The sequence below is a fragment of the Neisseria sp. HMSC067G12 genome (assembly GCF_001812725.1).
Lineage (GTDB): Bacteria > Pseudomonadota > Gammaproteobacteria > Burkholderiales > Neisseriaceae > Neisseria > Neisseria perflava.
The window spans coordinates 98,912-122,481 of the sequence record NZ_KV810199.1 but is presented as its reverse complement, the minus strand read 5'-3'; the positions used below and the strand labels follow the sequence as shown (position 1 = coordinate 122,481).

21 protein-coding genes are annotated in these 23,570 nt (G+C 48.9%); 12 read left to right on the top strand and 9 right to left on the bottom strand.

Annotation, left to right across the window (positions count from 1 at the left end; all coding sequences use genetic code 11):
* Nucleotides 1-60: 60 nt before the first annotated feature.
* The 8 genes from aroD to gshA form a co-directional block, all read right to left on the bottom strand.
* Nucleotides 61-810, bottom strand: coding sequence for a type I 3-dehydroquinate dehydratase (aroD, locus tag HMPREF2871_RS04785; protein ID WP_070629595.1), 750 nt, complete (start codon nt 808-810; stop codon nt 61-63).
* Between the two features lie 84 nt (nt 811-894).
* A complete protein-coding gene (locus HMPREF2871_RS04780) occupies nt 895-1,293 on the bottom strand; it encodes a hypothetical protein (RefSeq protein WP_083309265.1) in 399 nt (132 codons plus the stop codon).
* A 116-nt stretch (nt 1,294-1,409) separates the two neighbouring features.
* Nucleotides 1,410-1,886: a hypothetical protein gene (locus tag HMPREF2871_RS04775; RefSeq protein WP_070629594.1), complete on the bottom strand. Its 477-nt coding sequence runs from the start codon at nt 1,884-1,886 to the stop codon at nt 1,410-1,412.
* Between the two features lie 203 nt (nt 1,887-2,089).
* The gene (gene uvrC, locus HMPREF2871_RS04770; protein ID WP_070629591.1) at nt 2,090-3,931 is read right to left on the bottom strand and encodes an excinuclease ABC subunit UvrC; all 1,842 of its coding nucleotides are present in this window, start codon (nt 3,929-3,931) and stop codon (nt 2,090-2,092) included.
* Nucleotides 3,932-3,995: 64 nt separating this feature from the next.
* Nucleotides 3,996-6,767, bottom strand: a complete 2,772-nt coding sequence (gyrA, locus tag HMPREF2871_RS04765; RefSeq protein WP_070629589.1) for a DNA gyrase subunit A — start codon at nt 6,765-6,767, stop codon at nt 3,996-3,998.
* 127 nt (nt 6,768-6,894) lie between these two features.
* A complete protein-coding gene (locus HMPREF2871_RS04760) occupies nt 6,895-7,377 on the bottom strand; it encodes an acyl-CoA thioesterase (protein WP_003686444.1) in 483 nt (160 codons plus the stop codon).
* A 114-nt stretch (nt 7,378-7,491) separates the two neighbouring features.
* Complete coding sequence (corA, locus tag HMPREF2871_RS04755; protein WP_004520352.1) at nt 7,492-8,562, bottom strand: magnesium/cobalt transporter CorA; 1,071 nt, start codon at nt 8,560-8,562, stop codon at nt 7,492-7,494.
* Nucleotides 8,563-8,670: 108 nt separating this feature from the next.
* Nucleotides 8,671-10,029, bottom strand: coding sequence for a glutamate--cysteine ligase (gene gshA / locus HMPREF2871_RS04750; RefSeq protein ID WP_004520351.1), 1,359 nt, complete (start codon nt 10,027-10,029; stop codon nt 8,671-8,673).
* Between the two features lie 264 nt (nt 10,030-10,293).
* Here gshA and leuC point away from each other — a divergent pair, with 264 nt between their 5' ends.
* From leuC to leuB, 7 genes are all read left to right on the top strand, one after another.
* Nucleotides 10,294-11,703: a 3-isopropylmalate dehydratase large subunit gene (leuC, locus tag HMPREF2871_RS04745; protein ID WP_049343582.1), complete on the top strand. Its 1,410-nt coding sequence runs from the start codon at nt 10,294-10,296 to the stop codon at nt 11,701-11,703.
* 129 nt (nt 11,704-11,832) lie between these two features.
* Nucleotides 11,833-12,054 (top strand): hypothetical protein, encoded by a 222-nt coding sequence (locus tag HMPREF2871_RS04740; RefSeq protein ID WP_004520349.1) that lies wholly within the window; start codon nt 11,833-11,835, stop codon nt 12,052-12,054.
* A 103-nt stretch (nt 12,055-12,157) separates the two neighbouring features.
* The gene (locus tag HMPREF2871_RS04735; protein WP_049331002.1) at nt 12,158-12,523 is read left to right on the top strand and encodes a VOC family protein; all 366 of its coding nucleotides are present in this window, start codon (nt 12,158-12,160) and stop codon (nt 12,521-12,523) included.
* Between the two features lie 45 nt (nt 12,524-12,568).
* Complete coding sequence (gene leuD / locus HMPREF2871_RS04730; RefSeq protein ID WP_049343584.1) at nt 12,569-13,210, top strand: 3-isopropylmalate dehydratase small subunit; 642 nt, start codon at nt 12,569-12,571, stop codon at nt 13,208-13,210.
* A 64-nt stretch (nt 13,211-13,274) separates the two neighbouring features.
* Nucleotides 13,275-13,736, top strand: coding sequence for a NanQ anomerase/TabA/YiaL family protein (locus HMPREF2871_RS04725; protein WP_049343586.1), 462 nt, complete (start codon nt 13,275-13,277; stop codon nt 13,734-13,736).
* Between the two features lie 38 nt (nt 13,737-13,774).
* The gene (locus tag HMPREF2871_RS04720; protein WP_049343588.1) at nt 13,775-14,638 is read left to right on the top strand and encodes a DUF1444 family protein; all 864 of its coding nucleotides are present in this window, start codon (nt 13,775-13,777) and stop codon (nt 14,636-14,638) included.
* Between the two features lie 66 nt (nt 14,639-14,704).
* A complete protein-coding gene (gene leuB / locus HMPREF2871_RS04715) occupies nt 14,705-15,775 on the top strand; it encodes a 3-isopropylmalate dehydrogenase (protein ID WP_004520344.1) in 1,071 nt (356 codons plus the stop codon).
* Nucleotides 15,776-15,903: 128 nt separating this feature from the next.
* Here leuB and HMPREF2871_RS04710 read toward each other — a convergent pair whose 3' ends face one another.
* Nucleotides 15,904-17,313: a DEAD/DEAH box helicase gene (locus HMPREF2871_RS04710; RefSeq protein ID WP_049335229.1), complete on the bottom strand. Its 1,410-nt coding sequence runs from the start codon at nt 17,311-17,313 to the stop codon at nt 15,904-15,906.
* Nucleotides 17,314-17,653: 340 nt separating this feature from the next.
* Between HMPREF2871_RS04710 and HMPREF2871_RS04705 the strand changes: the two genes are divergently transcribed.
* The 5 genes from HMPREF2871_RS04705 (at nt 17,654) to rep (ending at nt 23,530) form a co-directional block, all read left to right on the top strand.
* Nucleotides 17,654-18,046 (top strand): hypothetical protein, encoded by a 393-nt coding sequence (locus HMPREF2871_RS04705; protein ID WP_049335231.1) that lies wholly within the window; start codon nt 17,654-17,656, stop codon nt 18,044-18,046.
* A gap of 14 nt (nt 18,047-18,060) precedes the next feature.
* A complete protein-coding gene (locus HMPREF2871_RS04700; protein ID WP_004520340.1) occupies nt 18,061-19,005 on the top strand; it encodes a class I SAM-dependent methyltransferase in 945 nt (314 codons plus the stop codon).
* A 112-nt stretch (nt 19,006-19,117) separates the two neighbouring features.
* On the top strand, nt 19,118-20,299 hold the full coding sequence (locus HMPREF2871_RS04695) for an acetylornithine/succinyldiaminopimelate transaminase (RefSeq protein WP_049343590.1): 1,182 nt from the start codon (nt 19,118-19,120) through the stop codon (nt 20,297-20,299).
* Between the two features lie 204 nt (nt 20,300-20,503).
* The gene (locus HMPREF2871_RS04690; RefSeq protein ID WP_049335235.1) at nt 20,504-21,439 is read left to right on the top strand and encodes a dihydroorotate oxidase; all 936 of its coding nucleotides are present in this window, start codon (nt 20,504-20,506) and stop codon (nt 21,437-21,439) included.
* 90 nt (nt 21,440-21,529) lie between these two features.
* Complete coding sequence (gene rep, locus HMPREF2871_RS04685) at nt 21,530-23,530, top strand: DNA helicase Rep (RefSeq protein WP_049343592.1); 2,001 nt, start codon at nt 21,530-21,532, stop codon at nt 23,528-23,530.
* Nucleotides 23,531-23,570 lie beyond the last annotated feature (40 nt).

Below are 23,570 nucleotides of genomic sequence, written 5' to 3'. Positions count from 1 at the left end.
ATAAAAAATCAGTCCATCAGAAAAATATTTTTCAAATGGACTTGAATGTTAATAACTAAATTATCCTAAAATGGTCAAGATTTTCCTCAATTCATTGGCATCAATTTGACCGGGGGCCGACGTTTTTCCTGCTGCACCAAAGGTTACGGCCGAGCCGAAAACCGAGCCGGCCAGACGACTGATTGCACCGATTTTATTCATAGACATAGTAATAATCGGGCAGTTTATACTTTGTGAAACATCATATGTTGCCTGTAATAAGGTCAATACATCTTGCGGCGATTGCGGCATAACGGCAATTTTGCAGATATCCGCGCCCCACTCGGCCATTGTTTTCAGACAGCCTGTAATCTCTGCCAAAGACGGCGTGGCTTGGAAATCGTGATTACAAAGTAAGGCGGCAGTTTGATACTCATGCGCCAATGCGATAGTTTGTTTTACGCCGCTTTCCCCGGCAAAAAGCTCGATGTCGATAATATCGGCTTGTTTGGAACAGATGATTCTTTCCAATAATTCAAAATAATAGTCGTCCGAACAAGGCGTGTTGCCGCCCTCTTGCGCCCTTCTAAACGTAAACAGTAAAGGCTTGTCAGGAAAAGCCCGTCGGACAATGCCTAATTGCCCGGCAATAAAATCGGCATCAAGCGCTTCTTGAAAAAAATCCGCACGAAATTCAATAATGTCAAAAGCCGTCTCTTTCAATACGCGCAAAGCCTGCTCCAATTCCTGCGTATTGGCGGCCACCAGCGGCACGGCAATTTTAGGCAGGCCTTTGCCGATCTCGATATTTTTGATGATGACAGGTTTCATATTGTTCCTTTATCTTATTTAATACTTTAAGCAGTATTAGCTTGAGGAAAAATAGTTTGTCAAAAATTTTTAGTTTGTGTTGAATTATAAACGCCCTCCCATCGTACCGGTAGTTTTTAGAGCATTCTCCAAAATCCAGCCCTGTGTAGTAATACCAGTTCTGTTATTAATAAACATTGCATAGTCGTAATTTTTATAATGTTGATAAACAACAACATTATCCCCTTTAATAATAAAGGTTTCTTTTAATTTACAAGAAGAATGTGGGGCAGAATGAAAATATAGCCTACCTGGTTTGATAACAGTTTTACCAAGAACTGGAGCATAAATTGCCCCCTTAGCTTCTGCTATTTTATTAAGCGAGTTGCAATTATTCTGTTCTGCTTGAGCAAGTTGTGTTGCCGTTAATATAAAAAATATAAAAAATAGTTTTTTCATAATAATACCCTTATAAAGTTTTTTATTAAATATTTTAAATTTCATATTTATTTTAGTTTAAATCTGATATTTTCTTAAGAGATGAAAATCACAATACTATATAGAATAAGATTTTAAAAGGTTGTCTGAAAATATTTTCAGACAACCTTAACTAAAATAACTTAATCACAACTTTTACTAGAAATAATTTTTTGGTATTGCTTCCGAATACTTCTTCCATCATTAATGATGTCATTGATGACACAATGATTGCTGGCACAACTAATGTCGTATTTTAAGTTGTTTTTCAGTGAGCCATCAGAAAAGGTAACTTGAACAAGATTACCAGATAAAGGGGTAATTTTCAGCTTACTGATTTTACTATCTCCATTACCAAAACCTTGATCGTAGTGCTCTGCCATATCGCAAGTATCGCCAGTTCTTCTTTCGATACCATCAATAATGCGGTAAGCCTGTTTTATGATATTTTTAAACTCTGGCGAAGCATATTTAGAATAGGGTTCCCCATTTTCATAGCCATGCTTATCAGTCTTATAAAGTTTTTTAACTAAATTGATTTTAGCAGCATCACTTCCGTCAGCAAATGAAAGCGATGGTACCATTAGTGTTGCAAACAACAATACCAAATATTTTTTCATAAACGTTCTCCTACAATTAAATAGATAGTTTGACTGCATTCATTACAATAGCAGATAGAATGCAAATGGGATTATATCCTTTTCAAAAATTAAAGCAACGTATTATCTGAAATAACCAGAATCTTTAACGTTGAGGGAATGGTTAATACAATAAGGTAAAAGGTCGTCTAAAAATTTTTTAGATATCCTTTTTATCTCATCGCTCAGTGCAGATGCTCGTAAATGGTTTCCGCCAATGCTTTGCTGATGCCTTCAACTTTTTCCAAGTCCTCGCGGCTGGCTGCAATCACGCCGCGCAGACCGCCGAATCGAGTGAGCAATGCTTGGCGGCGTTTGCTGCCGATACCGGGGATTTCGCTGAGTGAGGAAGTAACGCGTGCTTTGTCGCGTTTTTTGCGGTGGCCTGTAATCGCAAAGCGGTGTGATTCGTCACGTACGGTTTGCAATAAATGCAAGGCCGGGCTATTGGGCGGCAGGCGGAAGACTTCGCCGGTAAAAGGCAGTATGAGTTCTTCCATACCGGCTTTGCGCTCGGGGCCTTTGGCGATACCGACTAAAGGAATGTGCAGCCCGAGTTCTTCCCATACCGATACGGCTACGCCGATTTGCCCTTTGCCGCCGTCAATCAACACAACATCCGGCCATTTGACGCTTTCGCTGTTGGCTTCGGCTTCCTGCATTTTGCCGTAACGGCGCGTCAACACTTCGCGCATGGCGGCGTAGTCGTCGCCGGGCTTGGCGGTTGTGATGTTGTAGCGGCGGTATTGCGAAGGCTGGATGTTTTGCTCATCGTACACAACGCAGGACGCAATAGTGGCCTCGCCTTGCGTGTGGCTGATATCGAAACATTCAAGGCGGTTGAGGCCGTCTGAATCCATGCCGAGGATTTTGGCCAATTCATCAATACGGTGTTGCTGGCTGCTTTGTTGCAGGCGGCGTTGGGCAATCGCCATTTGTGCATTTTGTTCCGCCATTTTCAACCAGACTTTGCGTTCGCCTATGGTTTTGGTGACAAATTGCATCTGCTTGCCGTGTTCGCCTTCCAAGGCCTCTTTCAGCGCATCGGGAACGGGAAAGTTGCTGATGATGATGTCGGGTTTGCTTTTGCCCAAATAATGTTGGGCAACGAAGGCTTCGGCATAATCTTGTCCGTTTGGCTCGGGATCGTTTTTGGTGTCGGGGAAAAAGCTTTTATCGCCGACATGCCGTCCGCCGCGGATGCTGACCCAGTGTACGCAAACCAAGCCGTCTGAAACCGCCAGCGCAAGCAAATCGATATCGTTGGGATTGTTCGGATTTTTGCTGTCGATAAACTGATTACTCTGCATAATGCCGAGTGCTTGAATTTGATCGCGGTAACGGGCGGCTTCTTCAAATTGCAGATTGGCGGCGGCGGTTTGCATTTTGTGTTGCAAGGTGCGCGTCAGTTCGTCGGTTTTGCCATTGAGGAAAGTTGCTGCTTCACGCACGCTGTCGCGATAATCTTCTTCGCTGATGTGACCGACACAAGGCGCTGTGCAGCGTTTGATTTGGTAAAGCAGGCAAGGACGGTCGCGATGCTCGAATACACTGTCTTCGCAGGTACGCAGCATAAAGACTTTTTGCAATACTTGAATGCTGTCGCGCACGGCATTGCTGTTGGGATACGGGCCGAAATATTGATTTGGCTTCTTCAGCGTGCCGCGGTAATACGCCATTTGCGGATATTGATGGCCGCTGAGCATCAAATAAGGATAACTTTTGTCATCGCGGAAAAGAATATTGTATTTCGGTGACAAGGCTTTGATGAAGTTGTTTTCGAGAATCAGCGCTTCGGCTTCGGAACGCGTGATGGTGGTTTCGATATGGTGAACCTGTTTTACCATCAATGCGATGCGCGGCGAATGGTCATTTTTTTGGAAATAGCTGGAAACGCGCCGCTTGAGATTGACCGCTTTGCCGACATACAAAACATTATTGTCTTCGTCAAAAAAGCGGTACACGCCCGGCAGATTAGGCAGATTTTTCAGAAAAAGAGGTAAATCGAACGGTTCGGTTGCGCTCACGGGATTTTCTTTTGGAATAAGCAGGCCGTCTGAAAATTTTTCAGACGGCCTTTTTCATTGACGTTTAGGATTCTTGAGACGGAGTATTTTCAGCTTCTACCACTTGGTTTTCAGCTGCATCGCTTTCCAAAGCGGCTTCATCTTCAGCCTCTTCGGCCACGCGTTCCAAGCTGACCAAAGTTTCGCCTTCATCCAGATTAATCAGGCGGACACCTGCGGCAGCACGGCCGGTCTCGCGGATTTGCTCAACTTTGGTACGAATCAGGACGCCGCCGCTGGTAATCAGCATCAGGTCGTCGGTTTCGCGGACCAAAGTTGCGGCAACCAAATCGCCGTTGCGCTCGCCGGTATTGATGGCGATATTGCCTTGGCCGCCTTTGTTTTTACGGCTGTAATCGGCAATCGGGGTGCGTTTGCCATAGCCGTTGGCGGTAGCGGTCAATACTTGCAAATCGCTTTGCTCGGCTTCAGGGGCGAAGGTAATCAGGCTGACAATCTTGCCATCGGCCGGCAGGCGCATACCGCGCAAACCGCCGCTGCCGCGACCGGACGGACGGACACCATGTTTGCCGCTTGGCAATGCATTTTCGGCATTTTCATCATCCAGGCCGTCTGAATCTTCGTTTTCGGTTTCGATATCTGCATCTTCTGCTTCATCGTTACCGGATTTTTCCCAATATTCGTTAAAGCGGATGGCTTTGCCCAAGTTGGAGAACAACATAATGTCATCCGCACCGCCGGTTTGCGCTGCGCCGACCAAGTAATCGCCTTCTTTAAGCGCGATGGCTTTAATGCCTTGGCTGCGGACGTTTTTAAACGCAGACAACTGGACTTTTTTCACCATGCCTTGTGCAGTGGCGAAGAAAACGTATTGGTCTTCCGGGAACTCGCGGACGGCCAAAATCGCGCTGACTTTTTCGCCCTCTTCCAATTGGATAACGTTGTTAATCGGACGACCACGGCTGTTGCGGCCGCCTTCCGGCAGTTTGTACACTTTAATCCAATGGCACTTGCCCAAATTGGTAAAGCACATCAAATAATCATGCGTATTGGCAACAAACAGGGTTTCGATAAAGTCTTCGTCTTTGGTTGCCGCTGCCTGTTTGCCGCGGCCGCCGCGACGCTGCGCCTGATAATCGGTAGTCGGCTGGGTTTTGATGTAGCCGCCATGAGTCAGGGTAACGACCATTTCACGTTGCGGAATCAGGTCTTCATCGGCGATATCGCCGCCAAACGGATTGATTTCGCTGCGACGCTCATCGCCAAAGTTGGCTTTGATGTCTGCCAATTCTTCGCGGATGATTTGGGTAACGCGCTCAGGTTTGGAAAGAATATCCACGAAATCAATGATTTTGCTCATCAGGTTTTTATATTCGCCGACAATTTCTTCCTGATCGAGACCGGTCAGGTTACGCAAGCTCATGCGCAAAATGGCATCGGCTTGCAATTCGCTCAGGTAATAGCCTTGGCTATGCAGGCCCAAATTCTCTGGCAAGCCTTCAGGGCGCATCATGTGCAGGTCTAAATCCGTACGGCTGAGCATGTCTTCAACCAAGCTGCTGCGCCATGGGCGGGACAGCAGTTTTTCTTTGGCTTCCGGCGCATTGGCAGATTCCTTAATCAGGCGGATAATTTCGTCGATATTAGACAAGGCAACTGCTTTACCTTCGGCAATATGGCCTTCATGACGCGCTTTTTTCAGGCGGAATAAAGTACGACGGGTAACGACTTCGCGACGGTGGCGCAGGAATTCGGACAGGATTTGTTTCAGGTTCAGCAAGCGCGGCTGGCCGTCAACCAAGGCCACCATGTTGATACCGAAGCTGTCTTGCAGCTGGGTCAGTTTGTAGAGTTGGTTCAAAACGACTTCGGCATTTTCATTGCGTTTCAATTCGATCACGACACGCATACCGGATTTATCGGACTCGTCGCGCAGGTCGGATACGCCTTCCAACGTTTTTTCGCGTACCAACTCGCCGATTTTCTCAACCAGCTTGGCTTTGTTTACTTGATATGGGATTTCATCGATAACGATGGCTTCGCGCTCGCCGTTTTTACCGATAGGCTCAATATGGGTTTTACCGCGCATCACTACACGGCCGCGGCCGGTTTTATAGCCTTCGCGCACGCCGCTCAAGCCATAAATAGTTGCGCCGGTTGGGAAATCGGGTGCTTGGATAATGTTGATCAGCTCGTCGATTTCAGTTTCAGGCTCATCCAACAAACGCAGGCAAGCATTGATGGTATCGCCCAAATTGTGCGGCGGGATATTGGTTGCCATACCGACGGCAATACCGGACGAACCATTGACTAACAACGCCGGGAAACGGGTCGGCAATACCAGCGGCTCATGTTCGCTGCCGTCATAGTTGGGACCGAAATTGACGGTTTCTTCTTCGATATCCGCCAGCATTTCATGGGAAATTTTTTCCATGCGGATTTCGGTATAACGCATGGCTGCTGCGGCCAATCCGTCGACAGAACCGAAGTTGCCCTGACCGTCAATCAGTACATAACGCATGGAGAAGTCTTGCGCCATGCGGACGATGGTGTCGTAAACGGCTATATCACCGTGGGGGTGATATTTACCGATAACGTCGCCGACGATACGCGCCGATTTTTTATAGGCGGAATTCCAGTTGTTTTTCAACTCGTGCATCGCGTACAACACGCGGCGGTGTACCGGCTTGAGACCGTCGCGGACATCCGGCAGGGCTCGTCCCACAATCACGCTCATGGCGTAATCGAGGTAGCTCTTGCGCATTTCGTCTTCAAGGCTGACAGGCAGGGTTTCAAGTGCAAATTTATGGTCGTTGCGGATGGTTGCGTCGGTCATGATTATCTGTAATTTCGTATGGCAAAAATCTTGTTGATTCTACCACAAAACAAGCGGTTTATGGCTTTTGCGTGAAGGCCGTCTGAAACAGGATTTCAGACGGCCTTCGTTATTTAATAAATTTAATTTAGTTGCAGCCAGAATCTTCGTTCGCAGCCTGCAAACTCAACTCTTTACGCTTTTTAGCCCTTTCATAACGGCAGCGTTGGCGCTGTGTATTGATTTCCAAAGGTGGTACAGGAACCGGCTTACCGTCTTCAACGGCAACCATGGTGAAGTAGCAGCTGTTGGTATGACGCACTTCGCCTGTGTGGATGTTTTGCGCCTCCACACGGATACCGACTTCCATAGAAGTACGGCCGGTATAGTTGATACTGGCGTAAAAGGTTACCAACTCACCGACATGAATAGGCTCTTTAAACAATACTTTATCAACAGACAGAGTAACGCAATAGGTACCGCTGTAACGGCAGGCGCAGGAATATGCTACTTGGTCGAGCAGGCGCAGAAGATCGCCGCCGTGAACATTTCCGCTGAAGTTTGCCGTATAAGGCATCATCAGTTCGGACATAATCAGTTCATGGGAAGGTAGTTGGCGTTCCGGTTTCATCGTTTATTCTCCTTTTGATATTTATTTTAAAATTGTCTGAAAACTTCAGACTGCACGTGTGCAAAATCATTCTACCGTTTTTAATCGTTGAATTTCAACCCATTGCCTTCCTGTTTACAGCCATTTTCTACGTGAGAAGAAAATCAGCAGTCCGATAATAATGCACAGCATCATACCCAAAACCATGAAGTAGCCGTAATGCCAATGCAGCTCGGGCATATTGTCGAAGTTCATGCCGTAGATGCCGGTGATGACGGTCAGCGGCATAAAGATGATGGTGATAACCGTCAACACGCGCATTTGCTGGTTCATGCGGTTGGATTGGAAGGAAAGGTAAATGTCCATCATGCTCAACACCATATCACGCGAGGCATCAAGCGATTCGATAAGTTGCATATTGTGGTCGTACACGTCGCGCAGATAGACGGTCGACTCGCCTTTGAAAATGGCAAAATCGCCGCGCACGGCCAGTTGATAGAACACATCGCGCAATGGTAAAAGCGTGCGTCGCAGACGGACGGCATCTCGCTTGAGGCGGTGAATCTTACTGAGAATATCGCTGTTTTCATTTTTAAACAGGGACTTGTCTATGACTTCGACGCGGTTGTTGTATGACTCCAAAACAATGAAATAGTCGTCCACAATACGGTCAAGCAGGCAATAAGCAAGAAACGCCGTATTTTTGTTCAAAATATTGTGCGGATTTTCGTGCATCTGCCGACGGAGATGGCTGAACAAGCCCAACGGTTTTTGTTGGAAAGACAACACAAAATCTTTGCCGATAATCACATACACTTGGTCAGAATGGAGTTTGCCCGTAGAGGTATAGTGGTATACCTGTGCGGCAGTAAATACATAGTTGCCGTAGTCTTCGATTTTCGGACGCTGCTTGCGGCTGAGAATATCTTCAATAACTAGCTCATGAATACCATAAGGTTCAAGCGCGTGTTTGAGCAAGACGACATCATTAATACCGACAAAATGCAGCCAGTTGATTTGACCTTCTTGCGGATGGGCAATATCGGGCAAATTTTTTCCGGCAAGATAATCATGCTGAACAAAGGTATCGGCGGAATACAAGGTTTGATGGATAGCAGAACGCGGCGCATTGTCGGTATTGCTGCGCTGCATGGTTTGGTCTTGCAGATTGTCGGTTGTCTCAACTGGATTGGCTGGTTTGCTCATAAAAATAAATCATGTTTTTTAGTTAGAATGAATTGTACAGACAGAAAAGGCCGTCTGAAAACAAATTTTCAGACGGCCTGACAATATCGATCAACGCTTTATGCTTTATTAGGCTTGAGGCGCGGTTTTCTCCAATTCCAATGCGGCAGCAAGCAAGGACAGGCGCGCCATTACGCCGTAAACGTAGAGGCGGTTGTGTTCATTGTCGACGTCGCAGTCTTTTTCAGAACGTGGCATGCCGAGCGAGTCCCATTGTTCAAATACGCGCTTGCAGGCTTCGGGCGCTTCTTGGGAATTGTCGCCGCTGCCGGTGGGGATGCTGTTGGACAGCGGGACGAATACCATGCCGCCGGCGTTGAGGTTTTCGTCTGCACCACGGCCTTCGTGTACACGGAAGAAACCGCCGATAACGAAACGGTCCATCATATAAACGACAGGTTCACACACGGCGCCGTTCATGGTTTCGTAGGTATAAATACCTTCTTGGACAATGACTTCGCTAACTTCTAAACCCTCTTTGACTTTCGCCATTTTGTTGCGGTTTTTACGGTTCAAGCCGCGCACTTCATCCGCAGATTTAACGCTCATCACGCCCATGCCATAAGTACCTGCATCGGCTTTCACAATAACGAAAGGCTGGTCGGTAATGCCCAATTCATCGTATTTGGCTTGAATTTTCGCCAATACGCGTTCTACCGCGTCTGCCAACGCATCCTCGCCTTCACGCTCTTGGAAATCCAAACCGCTGATTTTTTCAAAATAAGGATTGATTTGCCATTCGTCGATATCAATCAACTTGGCAAAGTCGGCAGCAACTTGGTTGTACGCGCCGAAATGTTCGGTTTTACGGCGAGTCGTCCAGCCGCCGTGCAATGGAGGCAAAACGGTTTGGTTGATACCTTTAAGGATTTCAGGAACACCCGCAGACAAGTCATTGTTCAACAAAACAACGCAAGGCGAGAAACCGTCGGCAAGATGTACACGCTCACGGGTACGCAATAAAGGTTCAAGCAAAATTTTGTTGCCTAATGCGGTTTCAAACTCGGTTGGCTCAGTCACTTCAGGATTCAAGCTGCCCAAGCGCACTTCGTATCCTGCCGAACGCAAAATCTCGCTGAGGGCGTAAACGTTTTGCAGATAGAATGTGTTGCGCGTGTGGTTTTCAGGAATAATCAATACGGATTTTGCCGTTTCACAGGCGCGCTGTACCGCATCTTGCGCGGCAACCGCCGCCAGCGGGATAAAGTTGGGATTCAAATTATTGAAGCCGCCCGGAAACAGGTTCATATCGATAGATGAAATTTTGTAACCGGCATTACGGATGTCAACCGAGCCATAAAACGGCGGACGGTGTTCGTTCCAATGCGAACGGAACCATGCTTCGATTTTGGCATGATTGGCAAGGACTTTTTTCTCAAATTCCCGTAATTGAGTCAGATGCTCAGGAGCCATTACCGGTAATTTCATTCTCTATACCTCTTGGTAAGTGTGGATGTTGAGTGAGAATGATAGAACTTTTTAGTGCATTTCGACAAGCATTCTTTCAGATAAGATGCATCTTTTTGTTAACAATTCTACAATTTGTCCAATTTTTGATAAGCGTTTTTGAAACTTTGCGACAAATTTTAAAAATTGGACAAATTTCTATTGCGCAGCCCCTATAAAAAGCCTAAAATCCGCCCATAAACGCAAACCATCATTCATACCTACCAATAGCAAAGAATACTCATCATGAGCGCACAAACCCTTTACGATAAACTTTGGAACAGCCACGTTGTCCGCGAAGAAGAAGACGGCACTGTCCTGCTTTACATCGACCGCCACCTGGTTCACGAAGTAACCAGCCCGCAAGCATTTGAAGGCTTGAAAATGGCCGGCCGCAAACTCTGGCGTATCGACAGCGTGGTCTCCACAGCCGACCACAACACCCCGACCGGCGACTGGGACAAAGGTATCCAAGATCCGATTTCCAAACTGCAAGTCGATACTTTGGACAAAAACATTAAAGAGTTTGGCGCACTCGCCTACTTCCCGTTTATGGATAAAGGCCAAGGCATCGTGCACGTTATGGGCCCGGAGCAAGGCGCTACCCTGCCCGGCATGACCGTCGTTTGTGGCGACTCGCACACTTCTACCCACGGCGCATTCGGCGCATTGGCGCACGGTATCGGCACTTCCGAAGTCGAACACACCATGGCGACCCAGTGCATTACCGCAAAAAAATCCAAATCTATGCTGATTTCCGTTGAAGGCCGTCTGAAACCCGGTGTTACTGCCAAAGACGTGGCACTTTACATCATCGGCCAAATCGGTACGGCAGGCGGTACGGGCTACGCCATCGAGTTTGGCGGCGAAGCCATCCGCAGCCTTTCTATGGAAGGCCGCATGACCTTGTGCAATATGGCGATCGAAGCCGGTGCGCGCTCAGGCATGGTTGCCGTCGACCAAACCACCATCGACTATGTAAAAGGCAAACCTTTCGCACCTAAAGGCGAAGCGTGGGACAAAGCCGTCGAGTACTGGCGTACGCTGGTGTCTGACGAAGGTGCCGTATTTGATAAAGAATACCACTTCAAAGCCGAAGACATCGAGCCTCAAGTAACTTGGGGCACCTCGCCTGAAATGGTTTTAGACATCAGCGGCAAAGTGCCTAATCCTGCCGAAGAAGCCGATCCGGTCAAACGCAGCGGCATGGAACGCGCCCTTGAATACATGGGCTTGGAAGCCGGTACGCCATTAAACGAAATCCCTGTCGATATCGTCTTTATCGGTTCTTGCACCAACAGCCGTATTGAAGACTTACGCGAAGCTGCCGCTATCGCCAAAGGCCGCAAAAAAGCGGACAATGTACAACGCGTATTGATTGTCCCTGGCTCCGGTTTGGTTAAAGAGCAGGCAGAAAAAGAAGGCTTGCACGAAGTATTTATCGAAGCCGGTTTTGAATGGCGCGAGCCGGGCTGCTCAATGTGCCTCGCCATGAATGCCGACCGCTTGACCCCGGGACAACGTTGCGCCTCCACTTCCAACCGTAACTTTGAAGGCCGTCAAGGCAACGGCGGACGCACCCACCTCGTCAGCCCTGCCATGGCAGCCGCAGCCGCGGTTACCGGCCACTTTACCGACATCCGCACTATGGCTTAAAGTATTTTCAGACGGCCTTTATTCATCAGGCCGTCTGAAACAATACCTTGCTCAAGCAAGTTTTCTTATTATATTGCGAAAAACGTCCGAAAACCTTCTTAATCATTGATAACTTGAAAGGAATCTAGTATGAAAAAACTGTTTGCATTGGCTGCCGCAGCCCTTATCCTGTCAGCTTGTTCCAGCACTTGGTCCGGCGCAAAAGACGATACCAACCGCAATTGGGACAAAACCAAAGAGACTGCCGAGCGCGTAGCCGATAAAACCGGAGAAGCCGTTAAAAAAGGCGGTAATGCCGTAGGTCGCGGTATGAGCCATGTTGGAGAAAAAATCGAAGCCGCTACCGAATAATTCGGTAAATCAGGCCGTCTGAAGCTCCTGACTCCGTTTTAGACGGCCTGATACATTATTAATTTTTCAGACATTTTCACGATTCCAAGCAAAGGAAGAAACAATGAGTAATCCGTCAAGCTGGTTTGGTATTCACGCTCATGATTTGGATCGCGCCAAAGCCTTTTACGAATCCGTATTCGGCAAGCCCCTGCAAGACGTTGGCGGCAACGGATTCCGTTTCATCATTTTCCCAGCCGATTACACCCAACACGGTACGGCCGGCATGATTTGGCATGACAGCAACGCCCAGCCCGGCCACGGTGGTACAACCATTTTCTTCAATTGCCCGGATTGTGCCGAAACAGCAGAAAAAGCCGTTGCTGCAGGCGGCAAACTGTTACAAGAGAAATTCCGCATTGCCAACGGCTTTGCAGCATTTATCGAAGACACAGAAGGCAACCGAATCGGTTTGCACAGCACACGCTAACCCGAATAGCCATAAAATTTCCCATTATTACTATAAGAATCTGACATGAAAGCCTTTACCAAAATTACCGCCATCGTTGCTCCGCTCGACCGCAGCAACGTCGATACCGATGCCATCATCCCCAAACAATTTTTGAAATCCATCAAACGCAGCGGCTTCGGCCCCAATGCCTTTGATGAATGGCGCTACCTCGACCACGGCGAACCAGGCATGGACAACAGCAAACGCCCGTTGAATCCGGATTTTTCCCTGAACCAGCCACGCTATCAAGGCGCACAAATCCTGTTGACGCGTAAAAACTTTGGTTGCGGCTCTTCACGCGAACACGCCCCTTGGGCATTAGACGACTACGGATTCCGCGCCGTCATTGCCCCCAGCTTTGCCGACATCTTCTTTAACAACTGCTACAAAAACGGCCTTTTGCCTATCGTTTTGACAGAAGAACAGGTTGACCAGCTTTTCAAAGAAGTTGAAGCCAACGAAGGCTATCAGCTCTCCATCGACCTTGCCGAGCAAACCCTGACCACCCCTAGCGGCGAAACATTCACATTCGACATTACCGAACACCGCAAACACTGCCTCTTAAACGGCTTGGACGAAATCGGCCTGACCCTGCAACACGCTGACGAAATCCACGCCTTTGAAGAAAAACGCCGCCAAAACCAGCCTTGGCTGTTTAACGGTTGACATACAAAAGGCCGTCTGAAAAATTTAAGTGTTTCAGACGGCCTTTAATCTACACAAATATACCATGATTACCGACACCATAAGCAATGCCACCCGCTACGCTGCCCTGCATCCCGACTTTGCCGAGGCTTTCCATCTGTTGCAGACCCTAGATTTTGCCAAGCTGCCGGATGGTCAAGTGCCATGCGAGAATCCCAATATCCGTATTTTTATCGGCAGTGAACCGATGAGGACTAAAGGCGAAGCTCAGCCTGAAGCGCACTTAAAACATATTGATATTCAAACGCCGATTGATGGCAGCGAAACGTATGGCTGGATAGACAGAGGCCGTCTGAAAAACGGTTTAGGCTACGACGAAAAGCGCGATATCGAGTTTTTCGACTGCGAGCCGGAAACCTGGTTAACCTTGGAGCCCGGCGAATTTGCGCTATTTTTCCCGAATGATGCGCATGCCCCATTGGTCGGCGACAGGGCGAACATACGCAAAGTCGTTTTTAAAATCCGTGTTGAAACCGAACGTCTATAATATTTCAGACGGCCTTATCCCCTCATTCAGGACACAATATGTCTTTTTTCAGCAGGTTGTTCCGCTCCAAACCTAAATTAATGACTTGGCAGGAATTTGTCGAATACTTTGCCCGTCGCATCCAAGAAGAATTGGATCTTGAGGCGAAAATCGACTGGGGCGAAAATATTGCTTCTTCGCCCATCATTGTCCATTTTTCCGAAGACGATGAAGCATCATTCAGTACATATTTGAGCAACCATTACACAAGTTATCTGCAAAATCCCGAGGCCTTGGAGGCGATTGTTGCAGCCAATTTAGCGGTTATCTATAAGATTCAAGACACTGATGCCAGTGTTTCAGCACAACAAATTCTTCCGACAATTAAAAATACGATTTATCTGGAAAACGCCAGACTGATTACAAATACGGACGAAGCCGAACCTGCCGATTACCTGGTATACAAACCGATTGCCGGCGATATCATGTTGCTTTATATGGTGGATACGGAAGAATCCATGCATACGCTCAATCGTGAGCATATGAAAGAGGCCGGTATTGAAGATGAGGACGCCTTGTATCGTACCGCTATCAATAATTTGCACCAACGGATGAATGGACGTGTCCAAATTCATCATGCCGAAGGTTGGTCATTGGCTCAAATCCATTTGGACAACGACTATGATGCTTCCCTGATTTTGCTTTTGGACGAAGTACTTAAAGACGATCCTATGCTGCCGGCCAACCCTGTTTTTGCAGTCCCGGCACGCAACGCCCTGCTCGTTTGCAGCCCATCTGATGAAGAAGCTTTGCAGGCGATGGCGAATATCGCCCTGCAGGCATTTGAAGACTCTGCCTACGCGATTTCTACCCAGCTTTACCAGTACCATAATGGTACAATCAGCGTTTTCAGAGCAAATTGATTTAAGGCCGTCTGAAAAACAGACGACCTGCCCTTTACCTAAAACCTTCCCATAAGGAAACCCGAAATGACCAAACATATCGCTATCTTGCGCGGCGACGGCATCGGCCCTGAAATCGTTGCAGAAACCGTCCGTGTACTCGACAAACTTATCGAACAAGGTTTGGATGTCAGCTACGAATACGCACCTTTGGGCGGCGAAGCCTATGACGAATACGGCCATCCTTATCCAGAATTCACGCAAAACCTTTGCCGTAAAGCTGATGCGGTTCTGCTTGGTGCAGTCGGTTCTCCTCAATACGACAATCTCGACCGTCCGCTGCGCCCTGAACGCGGCTTGTTGGCCATCCGTAAAGACTTGAATCTGTTTGCCAACCTGCGCCCTGCCATTTTGTATAAAGAGCTGGCCAATGCTTCCACTCTGAAACCGGAAATCGTAGCCGGCCTCGACATCCTTATCGTACGCGAACTGACCGGCGATATTTACTTCGGCGAACCGCGCGGCATCCGTGTTTTAGAAAACGGCGAACGCGAAGGCTACAACACCATGAAATACAGCGAAAGCGAAATCCGCCGCATCGCCCACGTTGCCTTCCAATCTGCCCAAAAACGCAGCAAAAAAGTCTGCTCCGTAGGCAAAGCCAACGTTTTGGAAACCACCGAACTGTGGCGCGAAATCTTTGAAGAAATCGGCAAAGAATACCCTGATGTCGAGCTTTCCCATATGTACGTCGACAACGCCGCCATGCAGTTAGTACGCGCGCCCAAACAATTTGACGTGATTGCCACCGGCAACATCTTCGGCGACATCCTCTCCGACGAAGCCTCCATGCTGACCGGTTCCATCGGTATGCTGCCTTCTGCTTCTTTGGACGAAAACGGCAAAGGCCTGTACGAACCATCTCACGGCTCAGCTCCCGACATTGCCGGTCAAAACAAAGCCAATCCGCTGGCGACCGTATTGTCTCTTGCCATGCTGCTGCGTTACAGCCTGAACGACGAAGCCCGCGCGCAACAAGTTGAAAACGCCGTACAAAAAGTACTGCAACAAGGCTTGCGTACCGGCGACATTTACGAAGAAGGTACCAAACTGGTTTCCTGCTCCGAAATGGGCGATGCCGTATTGGCTGCTTTGTAAGAAGGCCGTCTGAAAAAAGAGTGGGATCAATCCCGCGCTTTTTTATATGCGAAAACTTGAAACCATAAAAAAGGGCGTGTCTTCACACGCCCTTATGTCTTTTTCAGACGGCCTTAAGATTGAAAAAATCAACCTCTTTTGTGTTTGCCGCCAAAGCTGTCGTTAGACTTACGCTTGCCTTTAAAGCCTTCGCCGCCTTTTTTGAAACCATCAGCTTTTTTGAAACCATCTTTCTTAAAGCCATCTTTCTTGAAACCGTCTTTTTTATGGCCTTCGCCGCGAGCTTTACCGCCGAAACCTTCTTTAGCCGGTTTCTTATCGCCGCGCCAGCCGCCGGATTTACGATCGCCCCAGCCGCCTTTGCCTTTCGGTTTAGCGCCGGCAGATTTGCGTTTGCGTGTCGGCTCCATGCCTTCGATGGTCAGCTCAGGCAATTTACGGCCGATGTATTTTTCAATTTTGTGTACTTTGACGTATTCGTTCACTTCGGCAAAAGTAATCGCAATACCGGTGCGGCCTGCGCGGCCGGTACGGCCGATACGGTGAACGTAGTCTTCAGCCTGTTTCGGCAAGTCGTAGTTGATAACGTGGGTAATGGTTGGTACGTCGATACCGCGTGCGGCAACGTCGGTGGCAACCAAAATTTTGCAGCGGCCTTTGCGCAAGTCCATCAGCGTGCGGTTACGCCAGCCTTGCGGCATATCGCCGTGCAGGCAGTTGGCGGCAAAACCTTTTTCGTACAATTCATCCGCGATGACTTCGGTCATGGCTTTGGTGGACGTGAAAATCACGCATTGATCGATATTGGCATCGCGCAAGATATGGTCGAGCAGGCGGTTTTTATGGCGCATATCGTCGCAGTACAGCAGCTGCTCTTCGATTTTGCCTTGGTCGTCCACGCGCTCGACTTCGACGACTTCAGGGTCTTTGGTTAGTTTGCGCGCCAGTTTGCCCACTGCTCCGTCCCAAGTGGCAGAGAACAACAAAGTCTGACGGTCAGTCGGCGTTGCTTCTACGATGGTTTCGATGTCGTCGATAAAACCCATGTCCAACATACGGTCGGCTTCGTCCAAAATCAGAACTTCCAAACGTTCAAAATCAACCTTGCCGCTTTGCATCAAGTCCATCAGACGGCCCGGAGTGGCGACAATCAGGTCAACCGGTTTGCTCAGGGCGCGGGTTTGGTAGCCGAAAGATGCGCCGCCGACAATGCTGACAGTACGGAACCAACGCATATTTTTAGCATACGCCAGCGCGTTTTTTTCCACTTGTGCCGCCAGTTCGCGGGTCGGGGTCAACACCAAAGCGCGCGGGCCTTTGCCCGGTTTTTCGCTGCGCTTGGTCAGTTTTTGCAAAGTCGGCAGCAGGAAGGCTGCGGTTTTGCCTGAACCGGTTTGTGCCGAAGCCATAATATCGCGACCGTCCAAAGCAAACGGAATCGCTTGCGCCTGAATCGGGGTCGGGCTTTCATAACCCTCGCTGCGTACGGCAGACAAAATGTTTTTATCAAGGTTCAAATCGGCAAATTTAATAGACATATCTATCCTAAGAGACAACAACGCGCACGCCTGAACAATTTCAGACGACCTGAAGCAAAGGAAAGTAACGATACGGGGAATGTGAAGTTACAGGGTTGTCGCAAGCATCTTGCTTGTGGTTAACATCGACGACAACCTGCACAGAAAAGGCTTTGCAAATATGCAAGCAATAAAAGAAACACGCCCGAAACGGCGGTTTAGGTTGGATGACGATGGCTTCGTATCAAAAGGCGAACGGCGGATAATAAAGGAGAAAACCGCCCAGGTCAAGCAAAACAGGCTGCGAGTGCAAAATCAAGCTATAATGCCGTTTTATTGAATCAGCACGGATGAATCCGACATGAAGTTTTTCAAAACCGCCTTATTACCTGCACTTGCTGCCGCCCTGTTGCTTGGCGCGTGCAGTGGCTCGGAGAGTTATCGCGGCGAATGGAAGGCCGTTGCATCCGACGGCAGCAAAGCCGAAATCACTTTTGCCGAAAAAAGCTTTACCGTCAAAGACGAAAAAGGCAAAGAAGCCGTTTACGAATACACTCAAAACCAATACAAATTAGAAAGCGGCAGAACCAGCTACGGCATCGACATCAAAAACGCCTCGGAAGCACGAATCGTGTTCCCGTTTAAAGGCAAGGCCGACCGTGCCACCATGGTTGCGCCTGACGATACAATTCTCTATATGCTTGACCGCCACGCCTACGTCCCTGCTGATCAATTCTGGAAACTTCCCCAATAAGGCCGTCTGAAACCATGACCGACATTACCCCCTTTGCCAACCGCTTGGGCAAAAACATCAAACATCTTATGAAATGGGCCAAACGCAACAATATCGAAGCCTGGCGCATTTACGACCGCGATATTCCCCAATTTCCCTTTGCCGTCGATGTTTACGGCGACCAAATCCATCTTCAGGAATACGATACCGGCTGGCTGATGCAGCCCGAAGAATACGAAGCATGGCTTGCCGATGTATTGGAAGCTATTGGTTTTGTGACCGGCTTTGCGCCCGAACAAATCCACCTCAAACGCCGCGAACGCCAAAAAGGTTTACAGCAATACGAGAAAACCGGCAAAACCGGCGACGATTTCGTCATCACTGAAAACGGCCGCAAGTTTTGGGTCAACCTCGACAAATACCTCGATACCGGCCTTTTCCTCGACCACCGAAATACGCGCAAAAAGGTCGGCGACACCGCAGCGGGCAAACGCTTCCTCAACCTGTTTTCCTACACAGGCAGCTTCACCGTCTATGCCGCAACCGGGGGTGCAGTATCCAGCGAAACCGTCGATTTATCGAATACTTATCTGGAGTGGGCAAAACGCAATTTCGAACTCAACGGCATCGACCTTGAGCAACACAAAATCGTCCGCGCCGACGTGTTCCAATACCTGCAAAATGCCGCAGACGAAGGCAAAAAGTTCGACCTGATCGTCATGGACCCGCCCAGCTTTTCCAACAGCAAAAAGATGCTCGACATCCTCGACATCCAGCGCGACCATAAAAAGCTGATTGACGGCGCAATGAGCCTGCTCGCTTCAGACGGCATTCTGTATTTCTCCAACAACCTGCGCAGTTTTGTGTTGGACGATTCGGTCGCGGAACAATACACCGTCAAAGACATTTCCAAGCAGTCCGTTCCCGACGATTTCCGCAACAAAAAAATCCATCAATGCTGGGAAATCAAGCATAAATAAGCATCAGGCCGTCTGAAAGCCAGTTTTCAGACGGCCTGATTACCATATTGAATCTCTCAATCAATAGGCGCATAATTGAAGAAATTGTTGACAATATCAAAAGGAAAAGAACATGCAAAACTACCTGACGCCCAATTTCTCATTCGCCCCCATGATTCCGGAACGCGCGCTCGGCAGCCGGGTTTGGGATACCGAAGGACGAGAATACATTGACCTGTCAGGCGGTATTGCTGTGAACGCGCTAGGCCATTGCCATCCCGATTTGGTCGCAGCCTTGGCCGAGCAGTCGCAAAAGCTCTGGCACATTTCTAATATCTACACCACCCAACCGGCACAAGAATTGGCCAAAAAATTGGTCGAAAACACCTTTGCCGACAAAGTGTTTTTCTGCAACTCCGGCGCAGAGGCCAATGAAGCCGCACTGAAACTGGCACGCAAATACGGCCGCGATCATTTTGGCGAACACAAAACCGAAATCATCTCCTGCCTCAACAGCTTCCACGGCCGCACCCTGTTTACCGTATCCGTCGGTGGCCAGCCCAAATACAGCAAAGACTACGCGCCGCTGCCGTCAGATATTACCCATGTTCCATTTAATGATATTGCCGCATTGGAAGTCGCCGTCGGCGACAAAACCTGCGCCGTGATTATCGAGCCGATTCAAGGTGAAAGCGGCATTCTGCCTGCCACTAAAGAATACCTGCAAGCCGCACGCCGTTTGTGCGACAAACACGGCGCCTTGCTGATTTTGGACGAAGTGCAAACCGGCATGGGCCATACAGGCAAACTGTTTGCCTACGAGCATTACGGCATCACACCCGATATCATCAGCTCCGCCAAAGCCTTGGGTTGCGGTTTCCCGATTGGCGCGATACTGACTACCGATAAAATCGCCCCAACCTTCGGCCCCGGAACACATGGTTCAACCTTCGGCGGCAATCCGATGGCATGCGCGGTCGGTGGCCGTGCGTTTGACATCATCAATGCGCCCGAAACATTGGCACACGTTCAGCAACAAGGCCAAAAACTTCAGACGGCCTTGCGTGAATTGGGCGTAAAAACCGGCGTATTTAAAGAAGTCCGCGGCATGGGTTTGCTGCTCGGCTGCGTATTGGCAGACAAATACGCAGGCAAGGCATCGGAAATCACCGCCGCCGCTTTGAAACACGGCCTGATGGTACTGGTTGCCGGAGCCAATGTGGTGCGTTTCGCCCCCAGCCTTCTGCTGAACGATGAAGACATGGCCGAAGGCTTGAAACGTTTTGAAGCGGCCTTGAACGAATGGTTGGCCTGATTTTCAAAACCCAATAGCCAAATCAGCCGACAGCTTAGCGAAGGCCGTCTGAAAGACCGTTTGAGTTTTTCAGACGGCCTTTTTTCAATATTGAAAACAACATCCGCCTACATGCTTTGTCATTTGATGTTTGTTAAAAATCGTGCCGCCTCTTCGTGCTACGCTTGTCAAACATTTTGATTTTACAGAGAAAAGGAGCAGGAGATGGTATCGTTGAAAACCCAAATCGCCGGTTTTTCTTTTGACAACTGCCTGATGAATGCCGCTGGTGTGGCGTGTATGACTGTTGAGGAATTGGAAGCAGTCAGACAGTCTTCGGCAGGCACTTTCGTTACCAAGACCGCAACGCTTACCCCCCGTCAAGGCAACTCCGAACCGCGCTATCACGATGTCCCTCTCGGCAGCATCAATTCGATGGGCTTGCCAAACCAAGGCATTGATTACTATCTGGATTACCTGCTTACCCTTCAAGAGTCTCATCCCAAAAGGGCTTTTTTCCTCTCACTGGTCGGTATGTCGCCCGATGAAACGCATATGTTGTTAAAAAAAGTGCAAAACAGTGGATTCAACGGCATTACCGAACTCAATCTTTCCTGCCCAAACGTCCCCGGCAAGCCGCAAATCGCCTATGATTTTGAAACCACCGAGCGGATTTTGAGCGAAGCCTTTGCCTACTTCGACAAGCCTTTGGGCATCAAACTGCCACCGTATTTCGATATTGTCCATTTCGATCAAGCGGCGGAAGTGTTTAACCGCCATCCCTTAAAATTCGTCAACTGTGTCAACTCCATTGGCAACGGCATGTATATCGAAGATGAATCTGTCGTGATCCGCCCGAAAAACGGCTTCGGCGGCATAGGTGGTCAATACATCAAACCGACTGCGCTCGCCAATGTCCACGCGTTCTATCAAAGACTGGAGCCGTCTATCCAAGTCATTGGAACAGGCGGCGTTTACAGCGGCCGTGATGCATTTGAACACATCTTGTGCGGCGCAAGCATGGTGCAGATCGGCACGGCGCTACACCAGCAAGGCGTAGACATTTTTGAGCGGGTCTCCCTTGAGTTAAAAGCCATCATGGCGCAAAAGGGTTATGAAAAAATAGAAGACTTCAAAGGCAAATTGAAATATTTTGCATAGGGTTTACGCTAAAAAACACCCAAGGCCGTCTGAAAATTTCAGACGGCCTTGTTGTATAATTGCTCCCCACATTACCCGTCTTCCCCTTCAATGAAACTCAACCCCCAACAGCAAGCCGCAGTCAAATATCTAGGCGGCCCCCTGCTCGTCCTTGCCGGCGCAGGCAGCGGCAAAACCGGTGTGATTACGCAAAAAATCAAGCATTTGATTGTCAACGTCGGCTATCTGCCGCATACCGTCGCCGCGATTACCTTTACCAATAAAGCCGCCACAGAAATGCAGGAGCGCGTCTCTAAAATGCTGCCTAAGTCGCAAACGCGCGGGCTGACGATTTGCACCTTCCACTCTTTGGGCATGAAGATTCTGCGCGAAGAAGCCAATCAAATCGGTTATAAAAAAAACTTTTCCATTCTCGACTCTACCGACAGCGCGAAAATCATCGGCGAGCTTTTGGGCGGTACGGGCAAAGAAGCCATATTCAAAGCGCAACACCAAATTTCCCTGTGGAAAAACGATCTAAAAACGCCTGAAGATGTCGTTCAGACGGCCTCTAATGTGTGGGAACAACAAACAGCGCGCGTCTATGCAAGTTATCAGGAAACCCTGCAAAGCTATCAGGCAGTAGACTTCGACGACTTAATCCGCCTGCCTGCCGTGCTGTTGCAGCAAAACAGCGAAGTGCGCAACAAATGGCAGCGGCGGCTGCGTTATCTGCTGGTTGACGAATGCCAAGACACGAATACCTGCCAATTCACCCTGATGAAGCTTCTGACCGGCGCGGAAGGCATGTTTACCGCCGTCGGCGACGACGACCAGTCCATCTACGCATGGCGCGGCGCAAACATGGAAAACCTGCGTAAAATGCAAGAAGACTATCCGCAGATGAAGGTCATCAAGCTGGAGCAAAACTACCGCTCCACCGCGCGCATTCTCAAAATCGCCAACAAAGTCATTGAAAACAACTCCAAACTCTTTACCAAAAAACTTTGGTCACAGTTTGGCGAAGGCGAAATCGTCAAAGTCGTTGCCTGTCAAAGCGAGCAGCACGAAGCCGACTGGGTTGTCAGCCAAATCGTCAAGCAGAAGCTGGTCGGCGGCGATAAAACCCAATACGCCGATTTCGCCGTGTTATACCGTGGCAACCATCAAGCGCGGATTTTTGAAGAAGCCTTGCGCAGCGCGCGCGTTCCCTACCAGCTCTCCGGCGGACAGAGTTTTTTCGACAAAGCCGAAATCAAAGACGTTTTGTCCTATTTGCGCCTGCTTGCCAACCCCAACGACGATCCCGCCTTCCTGCGTGCTGTAACCACGCCTAAACGCGGCATCGGCGACGTTACATTGGGCAAGCTCAACACCTACGCGCACGAACACGAATGCAGCCTGTATGAAGCCGCGCAAACCGAAGAAGCGCTTGCTTTGCTGAACAACACCAACCGCCAACACCTGCAAGCCTTCATGGATATGATTGAAAACTACCGCGCCAAAGCTGAAACCAGCGAAGCGGGTGAACTCATCAACAGCCTGCTCAAAGAAATCGACTACGAAAACCACCTGTTGGCCAGTGAAGAAGGTAAAGCAGGCGAAATCAAATGGCGCAACGTCAGCGACCTGACCGGCTGGCTGGAACGCAAAGGCGAGCAAGACGGCAAAAACATCATCGAGCTTGCCCAAACCATCGCCCTGATGACGCTTTTGGAGGGTAAAAGCGAAGAAGAAGTCGATGCCGTCAAACTCTCCACCCTGCACGCTTCCAAAGGATTGGAATACCCCTACGTCTTCCTCGTCGGCTGCGAAGAAGGCATCCTGCCGCACAACGACAGCATCGAAGAAGACAACGTCGAAGAAGAACGCCGCCTGATGTACGTCGGCATCACACGCGCCAAACGCCAGCTTACACTGACCCACTGCCTCAAACGCAAAAAACAAGGCACATGGCAATTTCCCGAACCCAGCCGCTTCATAGACGAAATGCCGCAGGAAGACATCAAAATCCTAGGACGCAAAGGCGGCGAGCCGATTGTGAGCAAGGAAGAAGGAAAAAGTCATTTAGCAGGATTGCTGGATATGCTGGGGAATAAAAAGAAAGGATAATGCAAGGCCGTCTGAAAACAAGGTTTCAGACGGCCTTATT

What these genes read in the sequence shown, in the direction of transcription:
- rep (WP_049343592.1), top strand. Translation starts at nt 21,530, where the DNA reads ATGAAACTCAACCCCCAACAGCAAGCCGCAGTCAAATATCTAGGCGGC.
- HMPREF2871_RS04780 (WP_083309265.1), bottom strand. Translation starts at nt 1,293, where the DNA reads ATGAAATTTAAAATATTTAATAAAAAACTTTATAAGGGTATTATTATG.
- HMPREF2871_RS04760 (WP_003686444.1), bottom strand. Translation starts at nt 7,377, where the DNA reads ATGAAACCGGAACGCCAACTACCTTCCCATGAACTGATTATGTCCGAA.
- gyrA (WP_070629589.1), bottom strand. Translation starts at nt 6,767, where the DNA reads ATGACCGACGCAACCATCCGCAACGACCATAAATTTGCACTTGAAACC.
- HMPREF2871_RS04740 (WP_004520349.1), top strand. Translation starts at nt 11,833, where the DNA reads ATGAAAAAACTGTTTGCATTGGCTGCCGCAGCCCTTATCCTGTCAGCT.
- HMPREF2871_RS04720 (WP_049343588.1), top strand. Translation starts at nt 13,775, where the DNA reads ATGTCTTTTTTCAGCAGGTTGTTCCGCTCCAAACCTAAATTAATGACT.
- HMPREF2871_RS04710 (WP_049335229.1), bottom strand. Translation starts at nt 17,313, where the DNA reads ATGTCTATTAAATTTGCCGATTTGAACCTTGATAAAAACATTTTGTCT.
- HMPREF2871_RS04775 (WP_070629594.1), bottom strand. Translation starts at nt 1,886, where the DNA reads ATGAAAAAATATTTGGTATTGTTGTTTGCAACACTAATGGTACCATCG.
- HMPREF2871_RS04705 (WP_049335231.1), top strand. Translation starts at nt 17,654, where the DNA reads ATGAAGTTTTTCAAAACCGCCTTATTACCTGCACTTGCTGCCGCCCTG.
- leuD (WP_049343584.1), top strand. Translation starts at nt 12,569, where the DNA reads ATGAAAGCCTTTACCAAAATTACCGCCATCGTTGCTCCGCTCGACCGC.
- HMPREF2871_RS04735 (WP_049331002.1), top strand. Translation starts at nt 12,158, where the DNA reads ATGAGTAATCCGTCAAGCTGGTTTGGTATTCACGCTCATGATTTGGAT.
- HMPREF2871_RS04725 (WP_049343586.1), top strand. Translation starts at nt 13,275, where the DNA reads ATGATTACCGACACCATAAGCAATGCCACCCGCTACGCTGCCCTGCAT.
- HMPREF2871_RS04690 (WP_049335235.1), top strand. Translation starts at nt 20,504, where the DNA reads ATGGTATCGTTGAAAACCCAAATCGCCGGTTTTTCTTTTGACAACTGC.
- gshA (WP_004520351.1), bottom strand. Translation starts at nt 10,029, where the DNA reads ATGAAATTACCGGTAATGGCTCCTGAGCATCTGACTCAATTACGGGAA.
- leuC (WP_049343582.1), top strand. Translation starts at nt 10,294, where the DNA reads ATGAGCGCACAAACCCTTTACGATAAACTTTGGAACAGCCACGTTGTC.
- HMPREF2871_RS04695 (WP_049343590.1), top strand. Translation starts at nt 19,118, where the DNA reads ATGCAAAACTACCTGACGCCCAATTTCTCATTCGCCCCCATGATTCCG.
- leuB (WP_004520344.1), top strand. Translation starts at nt 14,705, where the DNA reads ATGACCAAACATATCGCTATCTTGCGCGGCGACGGCATCGGCCCTGAA.
- aroD (WP_070629595.1), bottom strand. Translation starts at nt 810, where the DNA reads ATGAAACCTGTCATCATCAAAAATATCGAGATCGGCAAAGGCCTGCCT.
- HMPREF2871_RS04700 (WP_004520340.1), top strand. Translation starts at nt 18,061, where the DNA reads ATGACCGACATTACCCCCTTTGCCAACCGCTTGGGCAAAAACATCAAA.
- corA (WP_004520352.1), bottom strand. Translation starts at nt 8,562, where the DNA reads ATGAGCAAACCAGCCAATCCAGTTGAGACAACCGACAATCTGCAAGAC.